The organism is Burkholderia metallica, assembly GCF_902832845.1.
Classification (GTDB): domain Bacteria; phylum Pseudomonadota; class Gammaproteobacteria; order Burkholderiales; family Burkholderiaceae; genus Burkholderia; species Burkholderia metallica.
On sequence record NZ_CADFDB010000003.1, the window covers coordinates 200,260 to 222,344 of the forward strand.

The 22,085-nt window shown below is 67.5% G+C and carries 21 protein-coding genes; 8 read left to right on the forward strand and 13 right to left on the reverse strand.

The window, feature by feature from the left end; genetic code table 11:
* Window positions 1-5 precede the first annotated feature (5 nt).
* Genes rfbC through rfbB form a run of 3 tightly spaced genes read right to left on the reverse strand, consistent with a single transcriptional unit; the run spans window position 6 to window position 2,508 of the window.
* Entirely contained in the window at window positions 6-557 is a 552-nt protein-coding gene (gene rfbC / locus HWX08_RS11080; RefSeq protein ID WP_174919561.1) for a dTDP-4-dehydrorhamnose 3,5-epimerase, read from the reverse strand.
* A complete protein-coding gene (rfbA, locus tag HWX08_RS11085) occupies window positions 542-1,435 on the reverse strand; it encodes a glucose-1-phosphate thymidylyltransferase RfbA (protein WP_174919562.1) in 894 nt (297 codons plus the stop codon). Before rfbA ends, rfbC begins: the two co-directional genes overlap by 16 nt.
* 11 nt (window positions 1,436-1,446) lie before the next feature.
* Window positions 1,447-2,508, reverse strand: coding sequence for a dTDP-glucose 4,6-dehydratase (rfbB, locus tag HWX08_RS11090; RefSeq protein WP_174919696.1), 1,062 nt, complete (start codon window positions 2,506-2,508; stop codon window positions 1,447-1,449).
* Window positions 2,509-2,850: 342 nt separating this feature from the next.
* Here rfbB and HWX08_RS11095 point away from each other — a divergent pair, with 342 nt between their 5' ends.
* On the forward strand, window positions 2,851-3,690 hold the full coding sequence (locus HWX08_RS11095) for a symmetrical bis(5'-nucleosyl)-tetraphosphatase (protein ID WP_174919563.1): 840 nt from the start codon (window positions 2,851-2,853) through the stop codon (window positions 3,688-3,690).
* A gap of 32 nt (window positions 3,691-3,722) precedes the next feature.
* On the opposite strand, the gene HWX08_RS11100 is transcribed toward HWX08_RS11095, so the two are convergent.
* The 8 genes from HWX08_RS11100 to HWX08_RS11135 form a co-directional block, all read right to left on the reverse strand.
* Window positions 3,723-4,580, reverse strand: a complete 858-nt coding sequence (locus tag HWX08_RS11100) for a lysophospholipid acyltransferase family protein (protein WP_174919564.1) — start codon at window positions 4,578-4,580, stop codon at window positions 3,723-3,725.
* Window positions 4,581-4,599: 19 nt separating this feature from the next.
* On the reverse strand, window positions 4,600-5,877 hold the full coding sequence (locus tag HWX08_RS11105; protein ID WP_174919565.1) for a dihydroorotase: 1,278 nt from the start codon (window positions 5,875-5,877) through the stop codon (window positions 4,600-4,602).
* 52 nt (window positions 5,878-5,929) lie between these two features.
* The gene (locus HWX08_RS11110) at window positions 5,930-6,961 is read right to left on the reverse strand and encodes an aspartate carbamoyltransferase catalytic subunit (protein ID WP_006476735.1); all 1,032 of its coding nucleotides are present in this window, start codon (window positions 6,959-6,961) and stop codon (window positions 5,930-5,932) included.
* Between the two features lie 73 nt (window positions 6,962-7,034).
* Complete coding sequence (pyrR, locus tag HWX08_RS11115; RefSeq protein ID WP_069255941.1) at window positions 7,035-7,547, reverse strand: bifunctional pyr operon transcriptional regulator/uracil phosphoribosyltransferase PyrR; 513 nt, start codon at window positions 7,545-7,547, stop codon at window positions 7,035-7,037.
* Window positions 7,534-7,983 carry a Holliday junction resolvase RuvX gene (gene ruvX, locus HWX08_RS11120; protein ID WP_011351144.1) on the reverse strand — a complete coding sequence of 150 codons (450 nt, stop codon included), beginning with the start codon at window positions 7,981-7,983 and terminating at the stop codon, window positions 7,534-7,536. Before ruvX ends, pyrR begins: the two co-directional genes overlap by 14 nt.
* Window positions 7,980-8,558, reverse strand: coding sequence for a YqgE/AlgH family protein (locus HWX08_RS11125; RefSeq protein WP_011351143.1), 579 nt, complete (start codon window positions 8,556-8,558; stop codon window positions 7,980-7,982). The genes ruvX and HWX08_RS11125 overlap by 4 nt, the downstream gene beginning before the upstream one ends.
* A 182-nt stretch (window positions 8,559-8,740) precedes the next feature.
* Window positions 8,741-10,042, reverse strand: a complete 1,302-nt coding sequence (locus tag HWX08_RS11130) for a hypothetical protein (protein ID WP_174919566.1) — start codon at window positions 10,040-10,042, stop codon at window positions 8,741-8,743.
* 104 nt (window positions 10,043-10,146) lie between these two features.
* Window positions 10,147-10,317: a rubredoxin gene (locus HWX08_RS11135; RefSeq protein ID WP_004186709.1), complete on the reverse strand. Its 171-nt coding sequence runs from the start codon at window positions 10,315-10,317 to the stop codon at window positions 10,147-10,149.
* Between the two features lie 253 nt (window positions 10,318-10,570).
* Between HWX08_RS11135 and HWX08_RS11140 the strand changes: the two genes are divergently transcribed.
* Complete coding sequence (locus HWX08_RS11140) at window positions 10,571-11,437, forward strand: hydroxymethylpyrimidine/phosphomethylpyrimidine kinase (protein ID WP_069255938.1); 867 nt, start codon at window positions 10,571-10,573, stop codon at window positions 11,435-11,437.
* Between the two features lie 186 nt (window positions 11,438-11,623).
* Here the strand turns inward: HWX08_RS11140 and groL are convergent, their stop codons facing one another.
* Entirely contained in the window at window positions 11,624-13,264 is a 1,641-nt protein-coding gene (gene groL / locus HWX08_RS11145) for a chaperonin GroEL (protein WP_069255937.1), read from the reverse strand.
* 46 nt (window positions 13,265-13,310) lie between these two features.
* The gene (gene groES, locus HWX08_RS11150; protein ID WP_039361157.1) at window positions 13,311-13,604 is read right to left on the reverse strand and encodes a co-chaperone GroES; all 294 of its coding nucleotides are present in this window, start codon (window positions 13,602-13,604) and stop codon (window positions 13,311-13,313) included.
* 681 nt (window positions 13,605-14,285) lie between these two features.
* On the opposite strand from groES, the gene HWX08_RS11155 reads away from it, so the two are divergent.
* From HWX08_RS11155 to HWX08_RS11180, 6 genes are all read left to right on the forward strand, one after another.
* Window positions 14,286-15,752, forward strand: a complete 1,467-nt coding sequence (locus HWX08_RS11155; RefSeq protein WP_174919567.1) for a carbohydrate porin — start codon at window positions 14,286-14,288, stop codon at window positions 15,750-15,752.
* A gap of 64 nt (window positions 15,753-15,816) precedes the next feature.
* Window positions 15,817-16,950 (forward strand): NHL repeat-containing protein, encoded by a 1,134-nt coding sequence (locus tag HWX08_RS11160; RefSeq protein ID WP_174919568.1) that lies wholly within the window; start codon window positions 15,817-15,819, stop codon window positions 16,948-16,950.
* A gap of 11 nt (window positions 16,951-16,961) precedes the next feature.
* Window positions 16,962-18,269, forward strand: a complete 1,308-nt coding sequence (gene efeB, locus HWX08_RS11165) for an iron uptake transporter deferrochelatase/peroxidase subunit (RefSeq protein WP_174919569.1) — start codon at window positions 16,962-16,964, stop codon at window positions 18,267-18,269.
* A gap of 65 nt (window positions 18,270-18,334) precedes the next feature.
* Window positions 18,335-19,369 carry an iron ABC transporter substrate-binding protein gene (locus tag HWX08_RS11170; RefSeq protein ID WP_174919570.1) on the forward strand — a complete coding sequence of 345 codons (1,035 nt, stop codon included), beginning with the start codon at window positions 18,335-18,337 and terminating at the stop codon, window positions 19,367-19,369.
* Between the two features lie 2 nt (window positions 19,370-19,371).
* Complete coding sequence (locus tag HWX08_RS11175; protein ID WP_174919571.1) at window positions 19,372-20,970, forward strand: ABC transporter permease; 1,599 nt, start codon at window positions 19,372-19,374, stop codon at window positions 20,968-20,970.
* A gap of 28 nt (window positions 20,971-20,998) precedes the next feature.
* On the forward strand, window positions 20,999-22,048 hold the full coding sequence (locus HWX08_RS11180) for an ABC transporter ATP-binding protein (protein ID WP_174919572.1): 1,050 nt from the start codon (window positions 20,999-21,001) through the stop codon (window positions 22,046-22,048).
* Window positions 22,049-22,085 lie beyond the last annotated feature (37 nt).

The following is a 22,085-nucleotide window of genomic DNA, read 5'->3' on the forward strand; positions in this document are numbered from 1 at the left end:
CACTTTTACGCATAAACGTCGGATTCGCTCAATCGCTTGCCGGCTGCGTCCTTCGATGCCAGGATCGGCTCACCGTCGATCGGCCACGCGATTCCAATCTCCGGATCGTTCCAGACAATGCTGCGCTCGTGCTCGGGGAACCAGTAATCAGTGGTCTTGTAAAGGAATTGCGCGGCCGCCGACAACACGACGAAACCATGCGCGAAACCGGGCGGCACCCAAAGCTGACGATGATTGTCCGCCGACAAAACCATGCCAACCCACTTCCCGAAATTCGGCGAGCTGCGACGAATGTCCACCGCCACATCGAATACCTCGCCCTCGATCACGCGCACGAGTTTGCCCTGCGCATGTTCGATCTGGTAATGCAGCCCGCGCAGTACGCCCTTCGTCGATCGCGAATGGTTGTCCTGGACGAATTCGACGTCGGCCCCGACGCCTTGCGCGAACTCGCGCGCGTTGAAGCTTTCGTAAAAATAACCGCGCGTGTCGCCGAAGACCTTCGGCTCGATGAGCTTGACTTCGGGGAGTGCCGTTGCCGTTACGTGGATTGCCATGCGACCTGGTGGGTGAGTAGGTTCCTGAGATACTGTCCGTAAGCGTTCTTCGCGAGCGGCTGCGCCAATTTCAGCACCTGCTCCGCGTCGATCCAATCGCGGCGGTACGCGATCTCCTCGGGACACGCGACCACGAGCCCTTGACGCTTCTGCAGCGTCGCGATGAACGTCGCCGCCTCGATCAGCGAATCGTGCGTGCCTGTATCGAGCCACGCGTAGCCGCGTCCCATGATCTCGACATTCAATGCACCGTCCGCGAGATACCGTGAATTGACGTCCGTGATTTCCAGTTCACCGCGCGCCGACGGCTTGATGTCTGCCGCGATGCTGCACACGCGGTTGTCATAGAAGTACAGCCCGGTAACCGCATACTGCGAACGCGGCTGCGCAGGCTTCTCCTCGATCGACAACGCGCGGAAGTTCCGATCGAACTCCACCACGCCGTAACGCTCGGGGTCTTGAACGTGGTAGGCGAATACGGTCGCACCCGCACTGCGCTCGTTCGCACGCTCGAGTTGCTTCGCAAGATCGTGTCCGTAGAAAATGTTGTCGCCGAGAATGAGCGCCGAAGGATCGTTGCCGACGAAGGTCCGGCCGATCATGAACGCCTGCGCAAGTCCGTCCGGCGACGGCTGCGTCGCATACTCGATATTCATCCCCCACTGGCTGCCATCGCCGAGCATCGACTCGAAACGCGGCGTGTCCTGCGGTGTCGAGATGATCAGCACGTCCCGAATGCCCGCGATCATCAGCGTCGACAGCGGGTAGTAAATCATCGGCTTGTCGTATACCGGCAGCAACTGCTTCGATACCGCGTGTGTAATCGGATACAGCCGCGTGCCTGAACCGCCGGCGAGAATGATGCCCTTGCGTGCCATCGCCACTCCTGTCAAACGCGCTCTGCGTAGTTGGTCTCGACCCACTTTCGGTATTCGCCCGAAGCCACCTCGTCCGACCACGCCTGGTTTTCGAGATACCAGGCAACGGTCTTCGCGAGACCGGTCGCGAACGTCTCGGCCGGCTTCCAGCCCAGTTCGCGCTCCAGCTTGCGCGCGTCGATTGCATAACGGCGATCGTGCCCCGGGCGATCCTTCACGTACGTGATCTGGTCACGATACGAGCCTTGCGCCATGGGTCGCGCGTTGTCGAGCAGATCGCACAGCGTATGTACGACGTCGAGGTTCGTCATTTCGTTCCAGCCGCCGACGTTGTAGGTTTCGCCGGGTATGCCGCGCGCGAGCACTTCGCGAATCGCGCTGCAATGATCGCCGACGTACAACCAGTCGCGCACGTTCTGGCCGTCGCCGTAGACGGGCAACGGCTTCCCGGCGAGTGCATTCGCGATCATCAACGGAATGAGCTTTTCGGGGAACTGATATGGACCATAGTTGTTCGAGCAATTCGTCGTGAGCGTCGGCAGGCCGTACGTATGATGATAGGCACGCACCAGGTGATCGGAGCCCGCCTTCGTCGCCGAGTACGGGCTGTTGGGCGCATAAGGTGTCGTTTCGGAGAACTGCGGATCGGTGGCAGACAGCGAACCGAACACTTCGTCGGTCGATACGTGCAGGAAACGGAAGGTCGCTCGCTCCGAATCGGGCAACGCGCTCCAGTAATGACGCGCGGCCTCGAGCAGCGTAAAGGTACCGACCACGTTGGTCTGAACGAACTCGGCCGGACCGTGAATGGAGCGATCGACGTGGCTTTCCGCCGCGAAATGCAGGATCGCGCGCGGCCGATGCGCGGCGAGCAGCGCGTCGAGCGCCGCACGGTCGCAGATGTCGACACGGGCAAACACGTGCTTCGGGCTTCCGTTCAGCGATTGAAGCGTGCGAAGGTTGCCTGCGTAGGTCAGTTTATCGACATTGAGTACGGCCTCGTCGGATTGACGCAGCCAGTCGATTACGAAATTGGCACCGATAAAACCCGCGCCACCCGTCACCAGGATCATGAGGCTCCCTCTAGTCATACATGGCTGGCCTCAAGCCCGAGCCGCCACGAATTCTGAACGCGGCAACGTCGCCGTGCGCGCCCCCCAAGGCGGGCATTCTAACTGCTGACCGTAACTGTCAAAGTCATGAAATGCTAATTTTGTTGCGAAGCAGTCGATTATAAGAAACGCGGCTACTCGAAGGCCACGTCGCTAACAACTTGATACAGTGTACCGGACCTGCAAAACTCCATAATTTCCCATTCAAATCAATAGGTTAAAATCTCACCAAGGCGCCTTAGACCACATTGCGGCGATCACCCTTTTCCGTCTCGCGTCAAGTTTTGTGACACATTGCCTCTCATGACCCATACCCCCATCGCCATCGGCGACATCCAAGGCTGTCATTCCGCTTTCCAGGCCTTACTCGAGAAGCTTTCCGCCCCCGCCGACACGCCGCTGTGGGTCGCGGGCGACGTCGTCAACCGCGGCCCCGGCTCCCTCGCCGCGCTGCGCACCCTCGTCGACCTCGGCTCGCGCGCGACGGTCGTACTCGGCAATCACGATCTCCACCTGCTCGCGGTCTCCGCCGGCCTGCGCACCGAACGCCCGGGCGACACCATCGGCGAAATCCTCGACGCACCCGACGCCGACGCATTGCTCGACTGGGTCCGCCACCGCCCGTTCGCGCACTTCGAACACGGCATGCTGCTCGTCCATGCAGGCGTACTACCGCAATGGGACACCACGCTCGCGCTCGAACTCGCCGACGAACTCCAGCGCGCGCTGCGCGCCCCCGACTGGCGCGACACGCTTCAAGGCCTGTACGGCAACGAACCGAACCAATGGAACCCGAACCTGAAAAAACGCGACCGGATGCGCGTCGCGTTCAACGCGTTCACGCGCGTGCGCTTCTGCACACCGGACGGCGCGATGGAATTCAAGGCGAACGGCGGCCCCGACAGCGCGCCGCCCGGCTATCTGCCGTGGTTCGACGTACCGGGGCGCCGCACGGAAGACGTGACCGTCGTGTTCGGGCACTGGGCCGCGCTCGGCCTGATACTGCGCGAGAACGTCGTCGCGCTCGATTCCGGGTGTGTGTGGGGTAACCAGCTGTCGGCCGTGCGGCTGACGGCCGATCCGGCGCAGCGCACGGTCACGCAAGTGCAGTGCGACGCGTGCCGCGCGCCGGGCGGAGAGTGATTACACGCTGATTCGCGGGGCCGGGAAGCGCATCAACCCTCGCGCCCCGGCACCGGCGCGTCGGCCGTCTCGTTGCCCGCCGCCCCCATGCCGAGCTCGGTCGCCGGATACGCATGCCTGGCCAGTTCCGCGAGCGACTCGGCCGTCGGCTTGCCGACCTTCGCCTGCAGCGTCGCAAGCGCGGCCGCGATCGCGTCGCGCGCCGCCGCGGACGTCGCCCGCCGGTCGCCACCCGGCGCGATCGGATCGCACACGTACAGATGCACGACGAGCGGGCCGCCGCGCAGCACCATATCGAGCGACTTGCCGAGCGCCAGATCCCCCGTGTAGGCGGGCGCGACCGACTGCCGCCCCTGCGCGTCCTCGTACATCAGACAGATCGGCTGCACCGCGCAGCCGGCCGATACGGCCGACTGGAACAGGTTCGCATGGAACGGCAGCAGTTCCTGCCCGTCGGTCGTCGTGCCTTCCGGAAACACGCACATCAGCCCGCCGTTGCGCAGACGTTCGGCCATCTCGTGCATGACCCGCATCGCCTCGGTGCGCTTCTCGCGCTGCAGGAACACGGTGTCGAGCTTTTCGGCGAGCCAGCCGACGACCGGCCACTGCCGCACCTCTGCCTTCGACACGAACGGCGTCGGCCGCCACGCGTTGACCGCGTAGATGTCGAGCCACGACACGTGGTTGCCGACCACGAGCGCACTCGCGTCGAGCCGCGCACCGTCGTTGTGGACGACGAGACGCATCCCGCAGATCCGCAGCAGCTTGAGCGACCAGCGGCGCGTCAGCTCGGCGCGCCGCGCGGGCGTGACGTGCGAAAAACGCAGCGCGACGGTCACCATGCCGCGCAACAGGTGAAAAACGAGACGCAGCTTCCGAATGGCGGTCATGGCGAAGATCCGGCGTGGTTCAGGAGCGCTCGAACGCGATCTGCCCGGCGACGAGCGTCGTGCGCACGCAGGCGGGCAGTTCGTAGCCGAGGAACGGCGAGTTGTGGCCCTGGCTCTTCAGCGCACGCGGCTCGACGCGCCAGTGCGCACGCGGATCGAACACGCACAGGTCGGCCGCGCCGCCTTCGGCGAGGCGCCCCGCCGGCAGTTGCAGCACGTCGGCCGGCGCGGACGTGATGCGGCGCAGCGCCTGCGCAAGCGGCGTACGCGTTTCATCGGCCCACTTCAGCGTCAGCGACAGCAGCAGTTCGAGCCCCGTCGCGCCCGGCGTCGCCTCGCCGAACGGCAGCAGCTTCTCGTCGTCGTCGACCGGCGTGTGGTCGGAGCAGATCGCATCGATCGTGCCGTCGGCGAGCGCCGCGCGAATCGCTTCGCGATCACGCTCGCTGCGCAGCGGCGGATCGAGCCGGAACTGCGAATCGAAGTAGCCGATGTCGACGTCGATCAGGTGCACGTGGTTCACACCGACGTCGCAGGTCACGGGCAGTCCCTCGGCCTTCGCCGCGCGCACGAGCGCGAGCCCGGCCGCCGACGACAGCCGCGCGAGGTGCACGCGTGCGCCCGTCACGCGCATCAGTTCGAAAATCGTATGCAGCGCGATCGTCTCGGCCGCGACCGGCACGCCGGACAGCCCGAGCCGCGACGCGAGCGCGCCGCTCGCGGCGACGCCGCCGCGGCCGATGAACGCGTCTTGCGGGCGCAGCCACGTGGTATAGCCGTAGGTGCTCGCGTACTGCAGCGCACGCAGCAGCACCTGCGTGTCGCGCACCGGCACGTTGGCATGCGTGAAGCCGATGCAGCCGGACTCGGTCAGCGCGACCATCTCGGTGATCACTTCGCCCTTGAGGCCGACGGTCAGCGCGCCGAGCGGATGGACGTTCGCCTGGTGCAAATTGCGCGCGCGGTATCGGAGCATCTCGACGAGGCCCGGCTCGTCGAGCACGGGGTCGGTATCCGGCGGGCAGACGAGAGTCGTGACGCCGCCCGCGACGGCCGCGGCCATCTCGGACGCGAGCGTCGCCTTGTGCTCGTAGCCCGGCTCGCGCAGCCGCGCGCACAGGTCGACGAGGCCGGGCGCGACGATCTGGCCCGATGCGTCGATCGTCTTGTCCGCGTTGAAACCGGCCGGCGCCGTGCCGAGCGCGGCGATCTTGCCGTCCGCGACGAAAACGTCGGCCTGCCGCTCGGTGCCGGCGACCGGATCGATCAGCGTGCCGCCTTTGATATGAATCTTCATGCGCTGTCTGTGAATGCGTTGATTGCGTGAATAGGGATGCGCGAAAGCGGGCTCAGTCGCTGTTGCCGGCGACGATGCCCATCACCGCCATCCGCACGGCGATGCCGAACGTGACCTGGTTGAGGATCACCGACTGCGGGCCGTCGGCGACCTGCGAATCGATCTCGACGCCGCGGTTCATCGGACCCGGGTGCATCACGATCGCGTCGGGCGCGGCGAGCGCGAGGCGCTCGGGCGTCAGGCCCCAGGTCTTGAAGTATTCCTGCGCGGAAGGCAGCAGCGCGCCGCTCATCCGCTCGTTCTGCAGGCGCAGCATGATGATCACGTCGACGCCCTTCAGCCCTTCGTCGAGGTTGTGGAACACCTTCACGCCCATCTGCTCGAGACCGCCCGGCAGCAGCGTGCGCGGGCCGATCGCCCGCACTTCCGGCACGCCGAGCGTGGTGAGCGCGTGGATGTCGGAGCGCGCGACGCGCGAATGCAGGATGTCGCCGACGATCGCCACGCGCAGCTTCGTGAAGTCGCGCTTGTAGTGACGGATCGTGTACATGTCGAGCAGGCCCTGCGTCGGGTGCGCATGGCGGCCGTCGCCGGCATTGATCACGTGCACGTGCGGCGCGCAGTGCTCGGCGATCAGGTACGGCGCGCCGCTCGATGCGTGGCGCACGACGAACAGGTCGGCATGCATCGCCGACAGGTTGTTGATCGTGTCGAGCAGCGACTCGCCCTTGCTCGTCGACGACGCGTTGATGTTCAGGTTCAGCACGTCGGCCGACAGGCGCGTCGCGGCGATCTCGAAGGTCGTGCGCGTGCGGGTCGAGTTCTCGAAGAACAGGTTGAACACGGACTTGCCGCGCAGCAGCGGCACCTTCTTCACTTCGCGGTCCGTCACGCTGACGAACTGCTCGGCCGTATCGAGGATGTGGTTGACGATCGAGCGCGGCAGGCCCTCGATCGACAGCAGGTGCTTCAGCTCGCCGTTTTTCGTGAGCTGCGGGTTGCCCTTCAGGAAGCCGTAGCGGAACCGGTCGGGGCTCGCGGCCGCAGCGGGATTGCCGGTGCGGCCAGTGGTGTCGGTGGTCATGATGTGCGTGATTCCAACTATGCAAACGGGCCGCGGAGCAAACCAGCGGCCCGGGATACGGTTCGCGTGTCGTTCAGGCGTCGTGCGCCTCGACGCGCAGCGTGAACTGCGCGTCGTCGCGTGCGAGCACGAGCGTCGCATCGGCCGGCACGTCGAGCGCGCCGCCCGCGAAGCGCGCGGCGACCGGCAGCTCGCGGCCGCCGCGATCGGCGAGCACCGCGAGCTCGACCGCGGCCGGACGGCCGTAGTCGAACAGTTCGTTGAGCGCCGCGCGCACGGTGCGACCGGTGTACAGCACGTCGTCGACGAGCACGATGCGCGCGCCGTCGACGTCGAACGGCAGCGACGTCGGGCTGGCCTGGCTATGCAGCCCCTTCTTCGCGTAATCGTCGCGGTGCAGCGCGACGTTCACGACGCCGAACGCCGGCGCGCCGAGATCGCGCGCAAGGCGCTCGGCGAGCCATGCGCCGCCGCTGTAAATGCCGGCGAGGCGTGGGCCGCCCGGTTCGGCGAACGCCGTGCCGTACGCGGCGCGGATCTGGTCGAGCAGGACGCGGTAAAGCGCCTCGGCGTCAATGGTGCTCATGGTCGGACAATTGATCGAGATACTGTTGAAGGATCACGCGGGCGGCCTCGGCATCGAGCATCTCGGCCCGGGCGCGGCCGCGCACGTTGCGCTCGCGCAGCCCGGCTTCGGCCTCGACCGACGAGTAGCGCTCGTCAACCCACGTGACGGGCAGCCCGAAGCGGCCGTTCAACTGGTTGCCGAAGCGCTTCGCCTGTTGCGTCATGTCGTGCGGCGTACCGTCCGGATGCATCGGCAGGCCGACGACGAGCGCGTCCGGCCGCCATTCGGCCAGCAGGTCGCCGACCGCCTTGAAGCGGTGTTCGCGGTTCAGGTTCTGGATCACGACGAGCGCACGGGCCGAGCGCGTCAGCGCATTGCCGACCGCGACGCCGATCCGTTTTTCGCCGTAGTCGAACGCGAGGAGCGTCGCATCGCGCGCGCTCGCGCCACTCATGCGTGCCCTGCTTCGCCGGACAGCATCGACGAGCTGACCCCGAGCAGGCCGAGGGCGGCTTCGAAGCGCTCTTCGGCCGGCGTGTCGAACACGATGCGCGGATCGGCGGCCACCGTCAGCCAGCCGTTGCGGGAAATCTCTTCCTCGAGCTGCCCCGCGCCCCAGCCCGCATGGCCGAGCGTCAGCAGGAAGCGCTTCGGGCCGGTGCCCGTCGCGACCGCCTCCAGCACGTCCTTCGACGTGGTCATCTCCAGCCCGCCCTCGACGGACATCGACGAGTTGTAGCTCGCGCCCTCCACCGGCTCGTGCAGCACGAAGCCGCGCTCGGTCTGGACCGGGCCGCCGAAGTACACCGGGATGTGCAGCAGCGGCTCGATGTCGAGCTTCAGGTCGATGCGATTGAACAGCGATTCGAGGTCGATATCGGTAGGACGATTGATGACGAGGCCGAGCGCGCCGCGCTCGCTGTGATCGCAAAGATAGACCACCGTTCCCGAGAACGTCGGATCGGCCATGTTCGGCATGGCGATCAGGAACTGGTTGGTGAGATTGATGCGATCGGAAGGCTTTGACATGGTTTGAATTTTAGCAAAGACGCCGCGGCCTGACCGGGCCGCGATCAACAAGCAACGCCGCGCCGCGCTGGCAACGGCGCACGCGGATCACATGGCACTCTAACACGCGCGCGGGGGCTGTCGGCAGCGTGTTGCGGGCCCGCGCGGCAAGGGCAGCCGCCACGTGTTCGCCCCCTCGTTCGTCAGGCCCGGCCGAGCGCCGCGCCGAGTGCGCCGCACGCCGCGGTGAGGTCCGGCGGCGCGACGCCGGCCGCGATCTTCAGCAGCGCCGCGCGCAGCATGTCGGACGCGTGGCCGTGCGCAGCGAGGCCGCCGTCGGCGAGCGGCACGCCGTGCGCCGCACGCCGCCACGCGAGGCCGAGCGTGTCGGCCAGGAGCGCCGCGTGGCCGAGCCCGAGCGCGCATGCGGCCGTACCGACCCGGTACGCGGCGCCGGACGCATGCCACGCGGCACCCGCGTCGGCCGCGGCCGGATCGGCCGCGAGGTCGGCCATCGACGCATCGGCCGTCTGCAGGAAATCCTCATAGGCATGCGCATTGACCGTCACGACGCCGAGCGCACGCGTCGGGGCGGCGGCCACCGCATCATGCTCGGCCCGCGCGGCATCGGCCTCCCACAGCGCTTCGGATGCGGGGGTGCCGGCGACGTGCCAATCGACCGTCAGCCCGTAGTCGTGCAGCACATCGACGAGCGCGACATCCTCGGCCGCGGCGCCGAACAGCGCGAAATCGCGCCACAGCAGCGCCACCGCCTCGCGTACGAATTCGGGCGGCGCACTGCGCCGGCCCTGCGCGTGCTCGCCGAGCAACAGGTTCGTGCGCGCGAGAAAGCGCTTCAGCTCGGGCGCGCCGGTTGCCCGCAGCGCCCCCGTGCATGCGGCCGCGAGCCGCCAGAAATCGTACGGGTCGTCGCCGGCGAGCGCGGCCTGCATCGCATCGAGTTCGTCGAGGGCCGCGTCGGGCGCGCCGGGTTCGGCGCGCAGCACGCCAAGCAGCGCCTGTTCGTAGCGCGCACGAATCCGGGTCGCGATCGCATCGGGCAACACGCGCAGCGTGGCCGGCGGCACCGCGCGGCCCACAAGCGCGAGCGCGTCCAGCGGCGCGGCCGCGCGCAAGTCGGCGGCGCTTTGCGCACGCAATGCACGGAAATGGTCGAAGAGAACCGGCGAGCATGCGAGCTCGCGCAAATTGTGGCGGCTGACGGCTGCCCGGAAATCGTGCAGCGCGGCGCGCCAGCCGGCCGAAGTCGGCTCGACGGCGACGAGCGGCACGGCGGCCGCCAGTTGCCCCGCGAAACGCGCGGCCGGCAGCCACCCGGCTTCCGCCAGCACGGCCGCCGCTGCGGACAGCGGCGCGGCCGCGTCGTCGCGATGCTCGAACGCGTCGGCCGCCGCCGCAAGCCATGCGTCGGCCGCGCGCACGGCCCCGCCACGGGGGTTGGGCAGTGCGTCAGGGTGGGGAACGTTCGCCGGTTCTGGCCTCATGGACACGCGCGCCTGTCATCGTCAAGTCGCTCGCTCGCGCCTCGACGCGCGAGCGCCGGGTCGAGGCGAGGCCTGAGCGGGGTGTCCGTGGGCCAACGGTCCGGTCAGATCTGGACCATCTCGAAGTCTTCCTTGCGGGCGCCGCATTCAGGACACGTCCAGTTGATCGGAACGTCTTCCCAGCGCGTGCCCGGGGCAATGCCCTCTTCCGGCAGCCCAGCTTCTTCGTCGTAAATCCAGCCACAAATCAGGCACATCCAGCTCTTGTATTCCATCTTAGCCGCGTCGGGAAAGTCGGTAAATTCGGGAGCCATGATGGTACCGTGTCGGGGCCGGACTGCCTAGCAATCGCGCTGGAGTAGGGTGACTACGTTGCGCTGCGCTAAAAAATCCGTCGTGCGGGCCGGATTCCGCCGCATAATGGCTGAAAAGTGCGGCCTGCCGGGCAACACAGGGCCGACAACGCCCATTTCGCCTCGCCGTCCGCATCTCCGTCGCTTTTCCGTTTTTCTCTTGCCCCATTTTTACATGTCCAGCAACGCCCCTCCGATCGTCCTCACCTTCGGCCTGTCCGATCCCACCGGCGGCTCCGGCCTCCAAGCCGATCTGATGACCCTGGCGAGCATGGGCTGTCACGGCGTGTCCGTCCTGACGGGCTACACCGTGCGCGACTCGGCCGCCTGCGACGAAGTGACCGGCCTCGATCCCGACGTGGTCGCCGCCCAGGCGCGCATGCTGCTCGAAGACATGCCGGTTGCGGCGTTCAAGATCGGCGCGGCGACGCGCGCGGAAGTCGTGAGCGCGATCGCCGAAGTCGTCGCCGACTACGACGGCGTGCCGCTCGTGCTCGCGCCGGACTTCACGCTCGACGACGAACACGTACTCGCCGCCGACGACCTGCGCGAATCGATCGCCGACCTGCTGGCGCCGCAAACCACGCTGCTGGTCGCCGACTACGCGACGCTGATCGCGCTCGCGCAGCCGGACGGCGACGCCGAGGCGCCGAATCTCGACGCGGCTGTGTCGCACCTGCTGTCGCAGGGCTGCGAGTACATCCTGTCGTCCGAGACGGGCTCGCACCGGCTCGTCAACACGCTGTACGGCGAGGAAGGCCAGCTCCGCGAGGACATGTGGGATCGTTCGCCGCACCGGCTGATGGGGATTACCGACACGCTGGGCGCGGCCATCGCGGCGCTGCTCGCGAATGGCCAGGAGCCGCCCGAGGCGGTACGCGAAGCGCAGGAGTATCTGTATCAGGCCGTGCGTGACGCGTTCCGGCCCGGCATGGGTGCATACCTGCCCGACCGGTTCTTCTGGGCGCGCAGCAACGAAGACTCGGACACGCCGCCGGCCGTGAAGGCCGACCCGGCGCCCAGGACGTCGCACCGGCATTGACGCGAACACGGCGGGGCATGCCCCGTCGTCGCCCATGCAACGGCCTCGGGACGCGACATCGTCGGCCACCCTGCGCACGCATCGAAATCCGCGCGCACATAAAAAAAGACCCGCATCGCTGCGGGTCTTTTTCTTTGGCTGGAACGCGCATCGCTGCACGTTCCGGACACCGTCGACCGAAGTCGATTACATGTCCATGCCCATGCCGCCCATGCCGCCCGGCATGCCGCCCGGCATCGGTGCGTCTTCCTTCGGCAGTTCTGCGACAGCTGCGTCCGTCGTCAGCAGCAGGCCGGCAACCGAAGCTGCGTTCTGCAGTGCGGTGCGCGTGACCTTGGTCGGGTCGACGACGCCGGCTTCAACCATGTCGACGTACTCGCCCGTTGCTGCGTTGTAGCCGTAGTTGCCCTTGCCTGCTGCAACTGCCGCCACCACGACGCTCGCTTCTTCGCCGCCGTTCGTGACGATCTGGCGCAGCGGCTCTTCCATTGCACGCAGCACGATCTTGATGCCGGCGTTCTGGTCGGCGTTCGCGCCGGTCAGGCCTGCGATCGCGGTGCGAGCGCGGATCAGCGCAACGCCGCCACCTGCCACGATGCCTTCTTCCACAGCTGCGCGCGTTGCGTGCAGTGCGTCTTCGACACGTGCCTTCTTTTCCTTCATTTCGACTTCGGTCGCAGCACCGACCTTGATCACTGCAACACCGCCGGCCAGCTTGGCCACGCGCTCTTGCAGCTTTTCACGGTCGTAGTCCGACGTCGCTTCTTCGATTTGCGCGCGCACTTGCTTCACGCGTGCTTCGATGTTCGCGGCTTCGCCTGCGCCGTCGATGATCGTCGTGTTTTCCTTGCCCACTTCGATGCGCTTCGCCTGGCCCAGTTCTGCCAGCGTTGCCTTCTCGAGCGTCAGGCCGGTTTCTTCCGCGATGACTTGACCGCCGGTCAGGATCGCGATGTCTTCCAGCATGGCCTTGCGGCGGTCGCCGAAGCCCGGCGCCTTGACCGCAACGGTCTTCAGGATGCCGCGGATGTTGTTGACGACCAGCGTTGCGAGCGCTTCGCCTTCGACGTCTTCAGCGATGATCAGCAGCGGACGGCCAGCCTTCGCGACTTGCTCGAGCACCGGCAGCAGATCGCGGATGTTCGACACCTTCTTGTCGTGCAGCAGCACGAACGGGTTTTCGAGGACGGCGACTTGCTTGTCCGGGTTGTTGATGAAGTACGGCGACAGGTAGCCGCGGTCGAACTGCATGCCTTCGACGACGTCGAGTTCGTCGGCCAGCGACTTGCCGTCTTCGACGGTGATCACGCCTTCCTTGCCGACCTTGTCCATCGCTTCAGCGATGCGATCGCCGATCGACGAATCGCTGTTCGCCGAGATCGAGCCGACCTGTGCGATTTCCTTGTTCGTCGTGCACGGCTTGCTGATCTTCTTCAGCTCTTCGACAGCCGCTGCGACTGCCTTGTCGATGCCGCGCTTCAGGTCCATCGGGTTCATGCCCGATGCGACGTACTTCATGCCTTCGCGGACGATCGATTGCGCGAGGACGGTTGCCGTCGTCGTGCCGTCGCCTGCGTTGTCGCTGGTCTTGGAAGCGACTTCCTTGACCATTTGCGCGCCCATGTTCTGGAGCTTGTCCTTCAGCTCGATTTCCTTGGCGACCGACACACCGTCCTTGGTGACCGTCGGGCCGCCGAAGCTGCGCTCGAGCACGACGTTGCGGCCCTTCGGACCCAGCGTGACCTTGACTGCGTTGGCGAGAATGTTCACGCCTTCGACCATCTTCGAACGGGCGGAATCGCCGAATACGACGTCTTTAGCTGCCATCTTCTAACTCCTTGAATTCTTGGGAATATGTACCGTCGGTGGACGCTTACTTCGCGTTGACCACGGCCATGATGTCTTCTTCGCGCATGACCAGCAGTTCGCTGCCGTCGACCTTCACGGTCTGGCCTGCGTACTTGCCGAACAGGACGCGATCGCCGACCTTCACGTCGAGCGCGATCGGTGCGCCCTTGTCGTCACGCTTGCCCGGGCCGACGGCCAGAACTTCACCCTGGTCCGGCTTTTCGGCAGCGGCGTCGGGGATCACGATGCCCGAGGCGGTCTTGGTTTCCTGATCCAGGCGCTTGACGATCACGCGATCGTGCAAAGGACGAAGGTTCATATTCACTCCTCTCTTGACTGAGATTGAAGAACGCTTAGGGAATCTGCCCGGCTTGTCGCCCGGCAGAGAATTGTTAGCACTCTCGTGCAGCGAGTGCTAATTATATGGACGGGTTTTGACAAATTCAAGAAGGGAATCCGGAGGAATTTTCGGCGCGGGTGCGCGGCGGGAAAAGCCTCGCGGAACAACAAAAAATCTTTCCAAAACAATACTTTGCCAAACATCACCTGCCTGACCGGCGGGCCCCGCGCGGCCCGCGCATCTCATCCAGCCCCGTTTGGACCCCGGGAAACCCCGGAGTTCCCGCCACCGACGGCATCACATCATGAAACGTGCAGCGGCGTCGATTCCGTCCGCTGACGCGCCCCCTCCGGCCCACGGCCGGACGCCCCCTCCTCCTGCCCCGCCGACCCATCGGTCCGCATCGATGCATGCATTTTCATTACGCAGATATTTACGGTTTACCTCTGAACTAAACACGCGACGCACCACGCCCGTAAACCCACGCATTACATTCCGTAATTTAGATGCGAATCATTCTCGTTTACATTGACTTTCCCATTTAACACTCCTACGATGCGCCGCGTCGCGCTCATCTTCATGCTCTGGCCAACCCGTGCCACGCATCCGGACAGCGACCGACAAGCAGGATTCCAAACTAAATAGAACTACGGATTTGATATGAAGTTTGCGTCGTCCCAAGGAGACAGCGTCCGCGCCCGGATGCGCCCCGCCGCCTGTGCGGCCATTCTCGCGTGTGCATCGTTCGCGAGCGGCACCGCTTTCGCCGACGTGCCGGTCGACGCACAGCCCGAAGCCCCCGAGGCCGACCTCGCGATCCAGGCGAAGCCGACCAACATGTGGACCGGCATCTGGACCCGCCAGAGCCTGCTCGGCGACATGGGCGGCATCCGCCCGTGGCTCGGCAAGTACGGCGCGACGCTGCAGATCACCGAAACCAGCGAATACCTCGCGAACCTGCGCGGCGGCCTGAACCGCGGCGGCGCGTACGACGGACTGACGACGGCGACCCTGACGGTCGACACGCAGAAAGCGATCGGCTTGGCCGGCGGCACGTTCAACGTCAGCGCGCTGCAGATCCACGGCACCAACCTGAGCGCGCGCAACCTCGGCACGCTCAACACCGCGAGCGGCATCGAGGCGCAGGGCACGACGCGCCTGTGGGAGCTGTGGTACCAGCAGTCGTTCCTCGACAAGCGCGTCGACGTGAAGATCGGCCAGCAGAGTCTCGACCAGGAATTCATGGTCAGCACGTATGCGAACACGTTCGTCAACACGATGTTCGGCTGGCCCGCGCTGCCGTCGTACGACCTGCCCAACGGCGGCCCCGCGTATCCGCTCGCGGGCCTCGGCGTGCGCGTGCGCGCGCAGATCACGCCGACGCTCACCGCGCTCGCGGGCGTGTTCGACGGCGATCCGCTCGGCAACAACCCGAACAACCTGAGCGGCACCAATTTCAACCTGCACAACGGCGCGCTCTACATCGGCGAGCTGCAGTACGCGCTGAACCAGCCGTCCGACGGCGAAATGGATACCGGCCGCTCGAACGGGCTGCCGGGCACCTACAAGATAGGCGTCTGGTATCACAACGGCCGCTTCGCGGACCAGAACGTGGGCACCGACGGGCTGTCGCTGTCGGATCCCGCGTCGAACGGCAACGCGCAGCAGCGTCACGGCAACTACAGCTTCTACGCGGTGGCCGACCAGATGATCTGGCGCCCCGACCCGAGCGGCGCGAAGAGCCTCGGCGTGTTCGCACGCGTGATGGGTGCGCCGGGCGACCGCAACCTGGTGAGCTTCTCGGCCAACGCGGGGATCGTGCTGAAGGCGCCGTTCGAAGGCCGCGACAACGACAGCGTCGGCCTCGGCGTCACGTACATCCAGGTCGGCAACCACGTGACCGACCTCGACCAGAGCGCACGGACGTTCGCGAGCGGCCCGTACGGCGTGCGCACGCGAGAGACGACGCTCGAAGCGACCTACCAGTACCAGGTCACCCCGTGGTGGATCGTCCAAGCCGACGCGCAGTACACGTTCAATGCAGGCGCCGGCCAGAACCCGAGCGACGCGACCCAGCCGCTGCGCAACACGTTCGTGCTCGGCGCGCGTACGACGATCACGTTCTGAGCGACGCGCCCACGCTGCCCTTTTTCGCGCGCCGCCCGGACGGCGCGCTCCCCAGGAGACTCACATGATTCAATCCGCCCCGCTTCGCCGCTTCGCGACGGGTGCGCTGGCCGCCGCCGCGCTGACGGCCGCCGCCGGCGCATTCGCCGAGCCGCAAGGTTTCCTCGAAACGCTGCATCGCCACGTCACGCTCGTCAACACGGTGCCGGACAACGGCGACCAGAACCCGTACGCGATCGCGATCGCGCCGGTATCGGCCGGCACGATCCAGGCGGGCGACGTGCTCGTCGACAACTTCAACAACTCGGCGAACCTGCAAGGGACCGGCAGCACGATCGTCGACTACCGCCCGTCGACGAAGCAGTTGAGCCTGTTCGCGGCGATCCCGCGCGACCTGAAGGCGTGCCCGGGCGGCGTCGGCCTGTCGACGGCGATGACGATGCTGAAGTCGGGCTGGGTGATCGTCGGCAGCACGCCGAGCAACGACGGCACGACCAACACCAAGGGCGCCGGCTGCCTGATCGTGCTCGATCCGCAGGGCAAGGTCGCGTCGACGTGGTCGACTCCGAACATCAACGACCCGTGGGGCAACATGGCCGTGGTCGACCGCGGCGACAGCGCGACGCTGTTCGTCAGCATGGCCGGCTTCGGCGTCGGCGGCGCGAACGGCAATCCGCCCGTCTACAAGCAGGCGACCGTGCTGCGTCTCGACCTCGACGTGCCGGCGGGCAAGCCGCCCGTCATCAAGCAGGAAACGGTGGTCGCGAGCGGCCTCGGCGCGCAGGCCGACAAGGGCGTGTTCCTGGTCGGCCCGACCGGCCTCGCGCTGTCGGGCGACCAGAAGAAGCTGTACGTGTCGGACGCGATCGGCAACCGCATCGTCGAGATCGACGACCCGCTCACGCGCGACACCAGCGCGGGCGTCGGCCGCCAGGTCACAGCCGACGGCTTCCTGCGCCGCCCGCTCGCGCTCGCGACCGCGCCGAACGGCCACCTGCTCGCGACCAACGCGCAAAACGGCCAGGTCGTCGAGATCGACCCGGTTGCCGGCAAGCAGATCTACGCGCGCTGGATCAATACCGACAAGGCGCAGACGCCTCCCGGCAACGGCAACCTGTTCGGCATCGCGATGACGCCCGAAGGCGACGGTTTCTACTACGTCGCGGACGACGTCAACACGCTGTTGCTCGCGAAATGACGGAGCCCATCATGGCTGACGATCTCGACCGGCCGCCGCGCACCGCCCGGCGCGGCTTCCTGAAGGCGGGCGGCGCCGCCGTGGCCGCCGGCCTCGCCGCGGCGGCGATCCCGGCCGCGAAGGCCGCGGATGCGGCCGCCGCCGCACCTGCCGCTCCCGCGTCCGCGCACGACGGCGTCGAACCGTTCTACGGCCGGCACCAGAGCGGCATCACGACACCGCAGCAGCGCCACGCGTATTTCGCGGCGCTCGACCTGACGACGGCCCAGCGCGCGGACGTCATCGCGCTGCTGAAGACCTGGACCGACGCCGCCGCGCGGATGACGCGCGGCGACACCGCGCTGCCTCTCGCCGCGACGGGCGGCGACGAAGCTCCGCCGGCCGACGGCGGCGACGCGCTCGGCCTCGGCCCCGCGCGCCTGACGGTCACGTTCGGCTTCGGTCCCGGCCTGTTCGCGCTCGCGGGTAAGGACCGCTACGGCCTCGCGAAGCATCGCCCCGCCGCGCTCGTCGACCTGCCGCGGTTCAACGGCGACCAGTTGCTGCCGGAGAAGACCGGCGGCGACCTGTTCATCCAGGCGTGCGCGGACGACGCGCAGGTCGCGTTCCACGCGGTGCGCCAGCTCGTGCGCCTCGGCGCGAAAGCGACGCAGATGCGCTGGGGCCAGGCCGGTTTCACATCGGGCAAGCCCGGCGAAACGCCGCGCAACCTGATGGGCTTCAAGGACGGCACGATGAATCCGCCGATGTCCGATCCGGCCGCGATGAACGAATTCGTGTGGGCCGGCAGCGAAGGCCCGGCATGGATGAACGGCGGCACCTACACGGTCGTGCGCCGCATCCGCATCACGCTCGAGCACTGGGACAACACGGAACTGGGCTTCCAGGAGCAGGTGGTCGGCCGTCACAAGTACAGCGGCGCGCCCCTTGGCCAGAAGAACGAGTTCGAGGCGCTCGATCTCGATGCGACCGACAAGGACGGCAACCCGGTGATCCCCGACAACTCGCACGCGCGCCTCGCGTCGCCGCAGTTGAACAACGGCGCGCAGATCCTGCGCCGCGCGTACTCGTACAACGACAGCACGAACTTCTACATCGAGCGCTGGCCGCCGTGGCGCCAGCAGACCGAGTACGACGCGGGGCTGATGTTCGTCGCGCACCAGCGCGACCCGCGCAAGGGCTTCATTCCGATCAACGAGAAGCTCTCGAAAATGGACATCATGAACCAGTTCACCACGCACGTCGGCAGCGCGATCTTCGCGTGCCCGCCGGGCGCGCAACCGGGTTCGTATATCGGCGCCGCGCTGTTCGACGCATGACGACGCACAGCGCGAGCCAACGCACCCCTTCCCGGCGCAGCCGGATGCAACCTGCTGAAAACCACATGAATACTTCACCCGTTAGCCGCCCGCTGCGGCACCTGATTTCCGCGGCGGCCGCCGCGCTGATGCTGACCGGCGCGCTGCACGCCGTGCGCGCGCATGCCGCGACCCTCACGCTGTACAACGCGCAGCACGAGCAGGTCGTGAACCAGCTCGTCAAGGACTTCGAAGCGCAGAGCGGCATCACCGTGAAGGTGCGCTCGGGCGAAGGCCCGGCACTCGCCGCGCAGCTCGTCGCGGAAGGCGACCGCACGCCGGCCGACGTGTACTTCACCGAGAACTCGCCGGAACTCGTGCTGCTCGACCACAAGGGGCTGTTCGCGAAGACCGACGGCGCCACGCTGCAATCGGTGCCCGCGCGCTTCAACCCGGCGGACGGCAACTGGGTCGGCGTGCTCGCGCGCGAGAACGTGCTCGTCTACAACACCGCGAAAATCCAGCCGCAGCAATTGCCCGCATCGCTGCTCGATCTGGCGAAGCCCGAATGGAAGGGCAAGGTCGGCGTCGCGCCGAGCGATGCGGACTTCCTGCCGCTCGTGAGCGCGGTGCTCGCGCTGCACGGCGAAGCCGCGACGCTGCAATGGCTGAAGGGCCTGAAGGCGAACGCGCAGATCTTCGACGACGACGAAGGCGTGACGGCGGCCGTCAACCGCGGCGGCGTGCTGACCGGCATCGTCAACAACTACTACTGGGACCGCCTGCACGCCGAGCTCGGCGACAAGTCGACCCGCAGCGCGATCTACCACTTCGGCAAAGGCGACGTCGGCGGTGCCGTCAACGTGTCGGGCGCCGCGGTGCTGAAGGCGTCGAAGCACCAGGCGGACGCGCAGAAGTTCGTCGCGTATCTCGTCAGCGAGCGCGCGCAGAAGCTGATGGCCGGCGGCCACATCAGCTTCGAATATCCGCTGCATCCGGGCGTCGCGCCCGATCCGATCCTGAAGCCGTTCAACGAACTGAGCCCGCCGGCGCTGACGTTCGAACAGCTCGGCGACGACAGCCAGGCCGGCAAGCTGCTGCGCCAGGCAGGCCTGCTCTGACCATGAGCGACGCCGTGTCCCGCACGGCGAGCACCGCGCGCGACGGCGAGCGCACCGCGACACGGCGGCGCCCGTCGCGCGCGCTCGTTGCCGCAGCCGCGTGCGGGCCGCTCGCGATCCTGCTGCCGCTCGGCTTCACGCTTTACCGCGCGGCCACCTTCGGCGTCGACGATGCGATCGAGCTGCTGTGGCGCCCGCTCGTCGGCGAACTGCTGGTCAACACGCTGTCGATCACGCTCGCCGCGACCCTCGCGTGCGCGCTGCTCGGCACGGCGCTCGCGTGGTTCATCGAGCGCACCGACCTGCCGGCCCGGCCGCTGTGGACCGCGCTCGCGGCCGCCCCGCTCGCGGTGCCGCCGTTCATCACGAGCTACGCGTGGGTATCGTTGAGCCTCGATCTGCAGGACTTCCTCGGCGCGCTGATCGTGCTGACTTCCGCATACTTCCCGCTCGTCTACCTGCCGGTGGCCGCCGCGCTGCGCGAGCTCGATCCCGCGCTCGAAGAAAGCGCGCGCACGCTCGGCTGCTCGCCGTGGCATACGTTCTTGCGCGTCGTGCTGCCGCAGCTGCGCCCCGCACTGTGCGGCGGGATGCTGCTCGTCGCGCTCGGCGTGCTGTCCGAGTTCGGCGCGTTCCAGTTGCTGCGCTTTCGCACGTTCACGACCGAGATCTATGCGGAATACCGCACCGCGTTCGACGGCGGCGGCGCATCGCTGCTCGGCTGCGTGCTGATCGCGCTGTGTCTGCTGTGCCTCGCGATCGAGGCACGCGCACGCGGCCATGCGCGCTACGGTCATACGCACCGCGCCGCGCGCCGCGTCGCGATGCGTTATCCGCTCGGGTATCTGCGCGGCCCCGTCACCGTCTCGTTCGCCGCGGTTGCAGCGGCGACGCTCGGCGTGCCGCTCGCGATGATCGGCTACTGGCTCACGCAGCAGGGCGCGGCCGCCGTCACGCCGGCCGACGTATCGCCCGAGCTGCTGTGGCAGGCGACGCTCGCGTCGTCCGGCTACGGGCTGACGGCGGCGGCCGTCACGACGCTGCTCGCGCTGCCGCTCGCGTTCCTGCTGGTCCGTTATCCGGGCCGCGTCGCGACGCTGCTCGAGCGCACGGCGATGACCGTGCAGGGCGTGCCGGGCATCGTCGTCGCGCTGGCGATCGTGTCGATCACGGTGCGGCTGCTGCAGCCGCTCTACCAGAGCGCACCGGCGCTCGTCGCCGCCTACGCGATCCTGTTCCTGCCGCTCGCGGTCGTCAGCGTGCGCGCCGCGCTGTCGCACGTGCAGGTCCGGCTCGAGGAAACCGCGCGCTCGCTCGGCCTCGGCTGGCGCGCGACGCTCACGCGCGTGGTGCTGCCGCTCGCGGCGCCCGGCCTCGGCGCGGCCGCGACGATGGTGTTCATCTCGGTCGTGACGGAACTCAACGCGACGCTGCTGCTGTCGCCGATCGGCACGCGCACGCTCGCGACGCAGGTGTGGAGCGATACGGCGACGCTCGCGTTCGCCGCCGCGGCGCCCTATGCGGCGCTGCTCGTCGCGCTGTCGCTCGGCGCATCGGGACTGCTGTTCCTGCTGCTCGGCCGCGCATCGGTGCGCGACTGAGCGCCGCCCTTTTTCTCCCGGAACGCCCATGAGCGAACTACGCATCCACGGCCTGTCCAAATCGTTCGGATCGCATACGGTCCTGCACGACATCGATCTCACGGTGCGGCGCGGCTCGCGGCTCGCGCTGCTCGGCCCGTCCGGCAGCGGCAAGACGACACTGCTGCGCGTGCTGTGCGGCTTCGAGCGCGCCGAGCGCGGCATCGTCGAAATCGACGGGCGCCGCGTGGCCGCGCCCGACGTGCACCTGCCGCCCGAACAGCGCCGGATCGGCTACGTGCCGCAGGAAGGCGCGCTGTTTCCGCACTTGTCGGTGGCCGACAACATCGCGTTCGGGCTGCCGCGCGCGGCGCGGCGGCGCCATCATCGCGTCGACGCTCTGCTCGAGATGGTCGGGCTGCCCGCGTCGTATGCGAGCCGTGCGCCGCAGCAGCTGTCCGGCGGGCAGCAGCAGCGCGTCGCGCTCGCACGCGCGCTCGCGCCCGAGCCGTCGCTCGTGATCCTCGACGAACCGTTCTCCGCGCTCGACACGTCGCTGCGCCACGAGACGCGCAGCGCGGTGGCCGATGCGCTCGCCGCGGCGGGCGCGACGTCGGTGCTCGTCACGCACGACCAGCCCGAGGCGATGACGCTCGGCGACGAAGTGGCGGTGATGTGGCACGGCCGGCTCGTGCAGACGGCCGCGCCGCAGACGCTGTACCGGCAGCCCGTCACGCGCGACGTCGCATCGTTCGTCGGGCAGGCGGTGCTGCTCGCCGGCCGCGTGCGCGGCACGCGCATCGACTGCGCGCTCGGCGAACTGCCGCTCGTCGCGCCGCTGCTCGACGGGCCGGCCGACGCGATGCTGCGTCCCGAACAGATCGGCATCGTGCCGCTCGCGCAGGCCGGCACGGCAGGCGGCCACACGGCCCGCGTCGAAGCCGCGCAGTTCGCGGGCCAGGACGCCGACGTGCTCGTGCGCCTCGATACCGATCGCGACGTGCAGGTGCGCGTGCGCGTGCCGGGGCACCGGTGCCCGGCCGTCGGCGAGCACGTCGCGCTGATGGTGGACGGTGCGGTGATGGCGTACGCACGCTGAGCGGCGCGGCGCGCGGCGCTTCCGCACGCTGGCGCAC

What these genes read in the sequence shown, in the direction of transcription:
- rfbA (WP_174919562.1), bottom strand. Translation starts at nt 1,435, where the DNA reads ATGGCACGCAAGGGCATCATTCTCGCCGGCGGTTCAGGCACGCGGCTG.
- groL (WP_069255937.1), bottom strand. Translation starts at nt 13,264, where the DNA reads ATGGCAGCTAAAGACGTCGTATTCGGCGATTCCGCCCGTTCGAAGATG.
- HWX08_RS11130 (WP_174919566.1), bottom strand. Translation starts at nt 10,042, where the DNA reads ATGAGGCCAGAACCGGCGAACGTTCCCCACCCTGACGCACTGCCCAAC.
- HWX08_RS11095 (WP_174919563.1), top strand. Translation starts at nt 2,851, where the DNA reads ATGACCCATACCCCCATCGCCATCGGCGACATCCAAGGCTGTCATTCC.
- HWX08_RS11170 (WP_174919570.1), top strand. Translation starts at nt 18,335, where the DNA reads ATGAATACTTCACCCGTTAGCCGCCCGCTGCGGCACCTGATTTCCGCG.
- pyrR (WP_069255941.1), bottom strand. Translation starts at nt 7,547, where the DNA reads ATGAGCACCATTGACGCCGAGGCGCTTTACCGCGTCCTGCTCGACCAG.
- efeB (WP_174919569.1), top strand. Translation starts at nt 16,962, where the DNA reads ATGGCTGACGATCTCGACCGGCCGCCGCGCACCGCCCGGCGCGGCTTC.
- HWX08_RS11180 (WP_174919572.1), top strand. Translation starts at nt 20,999, where the DNA reads ATGAGCGAACTACGCATCCACGGCCTGTCCAAATCGTTCGGATCGCAT.
- HWX08_RS11135 (WP_004186709.1), bottom strand. Translation starts at nt 10,317, where the DNA reads ATGGAATACAAGAGCTGGATGTGCCTGATTTGTGGCTGGATTTACGAC.
- HWX08_RS11160 (WP_174919568.1), top strand. Translation starts at nt 15,817, where the DNA reads ATGATTCAATCCGCCCCGCTTCGCCGCTTCGCGACGGGTGCGCTGGCC.
- ruvX (WP_011351144.1), bottom strand. Translation starts at nt 7,983, where the DNA reads ATGAGTGGCGCGAGCGCGCGCGATGCGACGCTCCTCGCGTTCGACTAC.
- rfbC (WP_174919561.1), bottom strand. Translation starts at nt 557, where the DNA reads ATGGCAATCCACGTAACGGCAACGGCACTCCCCGAAGTCAAGCTCATC.
- groES (WP_039361157.1), bottom strand. Translation starts at nt 13,604, where the DNA reads ATGAACCTTCGTCCTTTGCACGATCGCGTGATCGTCAAGCGCCTGGAT.
- HWX08_RS11105 (WP_174919565.1), bottom strand. Translation starts at nt 5,877, where the DNA reads ATGAAGATTCATATCAAAGGCGGCACGCTGATCGATCCGGTCGCCGGC.
- HWX08_RS11110 (WP_006476735.1), bottom strand. Translation starts at nt 6,961, where the DNA reads ATGACCACCGACACCACTGGCCGCACCGGCAATCCCGCTGCGGCCGCG.
- HWX08_RS11155 (WP_174919567.1), top strand. Translation starts at nt 14,286, where the DNA reads ATGAAGTTTGCGTCGTCCCAAGGAGACAGCGTCCGCGCCCGGATGCGC.
- rfbB (WP_174919696.1), bottom strand. Translation starts at nt 2,508, where the DNA reads ATGATCCTGGTGACGGGTGGCGCGGGTTTTATCGGTGCCAATTTCGTA.
- HWX08_RS11100 (WP_174919564.1), bottom strand. Translation starts at nt 4,580, where the DNA reads ATGACCGCCATTCGGAAGCTGCGTCTCGTTTTTCACCTGTTGCGCGGC.
- HWX08_RS11140 (WP_069255938.1), top strand. Translation starts at nt 10,571, where the DNA reads ATGTCCAGCAACGCCCCTCCGATCGTCCTCACCTTCGGCCTGTCCGAT.
- HWX08_RS11175 (WP_174919571.1), top strand. Translation starts at nt 19,372, where the DNA reads ATGAGCGACGCCGTGTCCCGCACGGCGAGCACCGCGCGCGACGGCGAG.
- HWX08_RS11125 (WP_011351143.1), bottom strand. Translation starts at nt 8,558, where the DNA reads ATGTCAAAGCCTTCCGATCGCATCAATCTCACCAACCAGTTCCTGATC.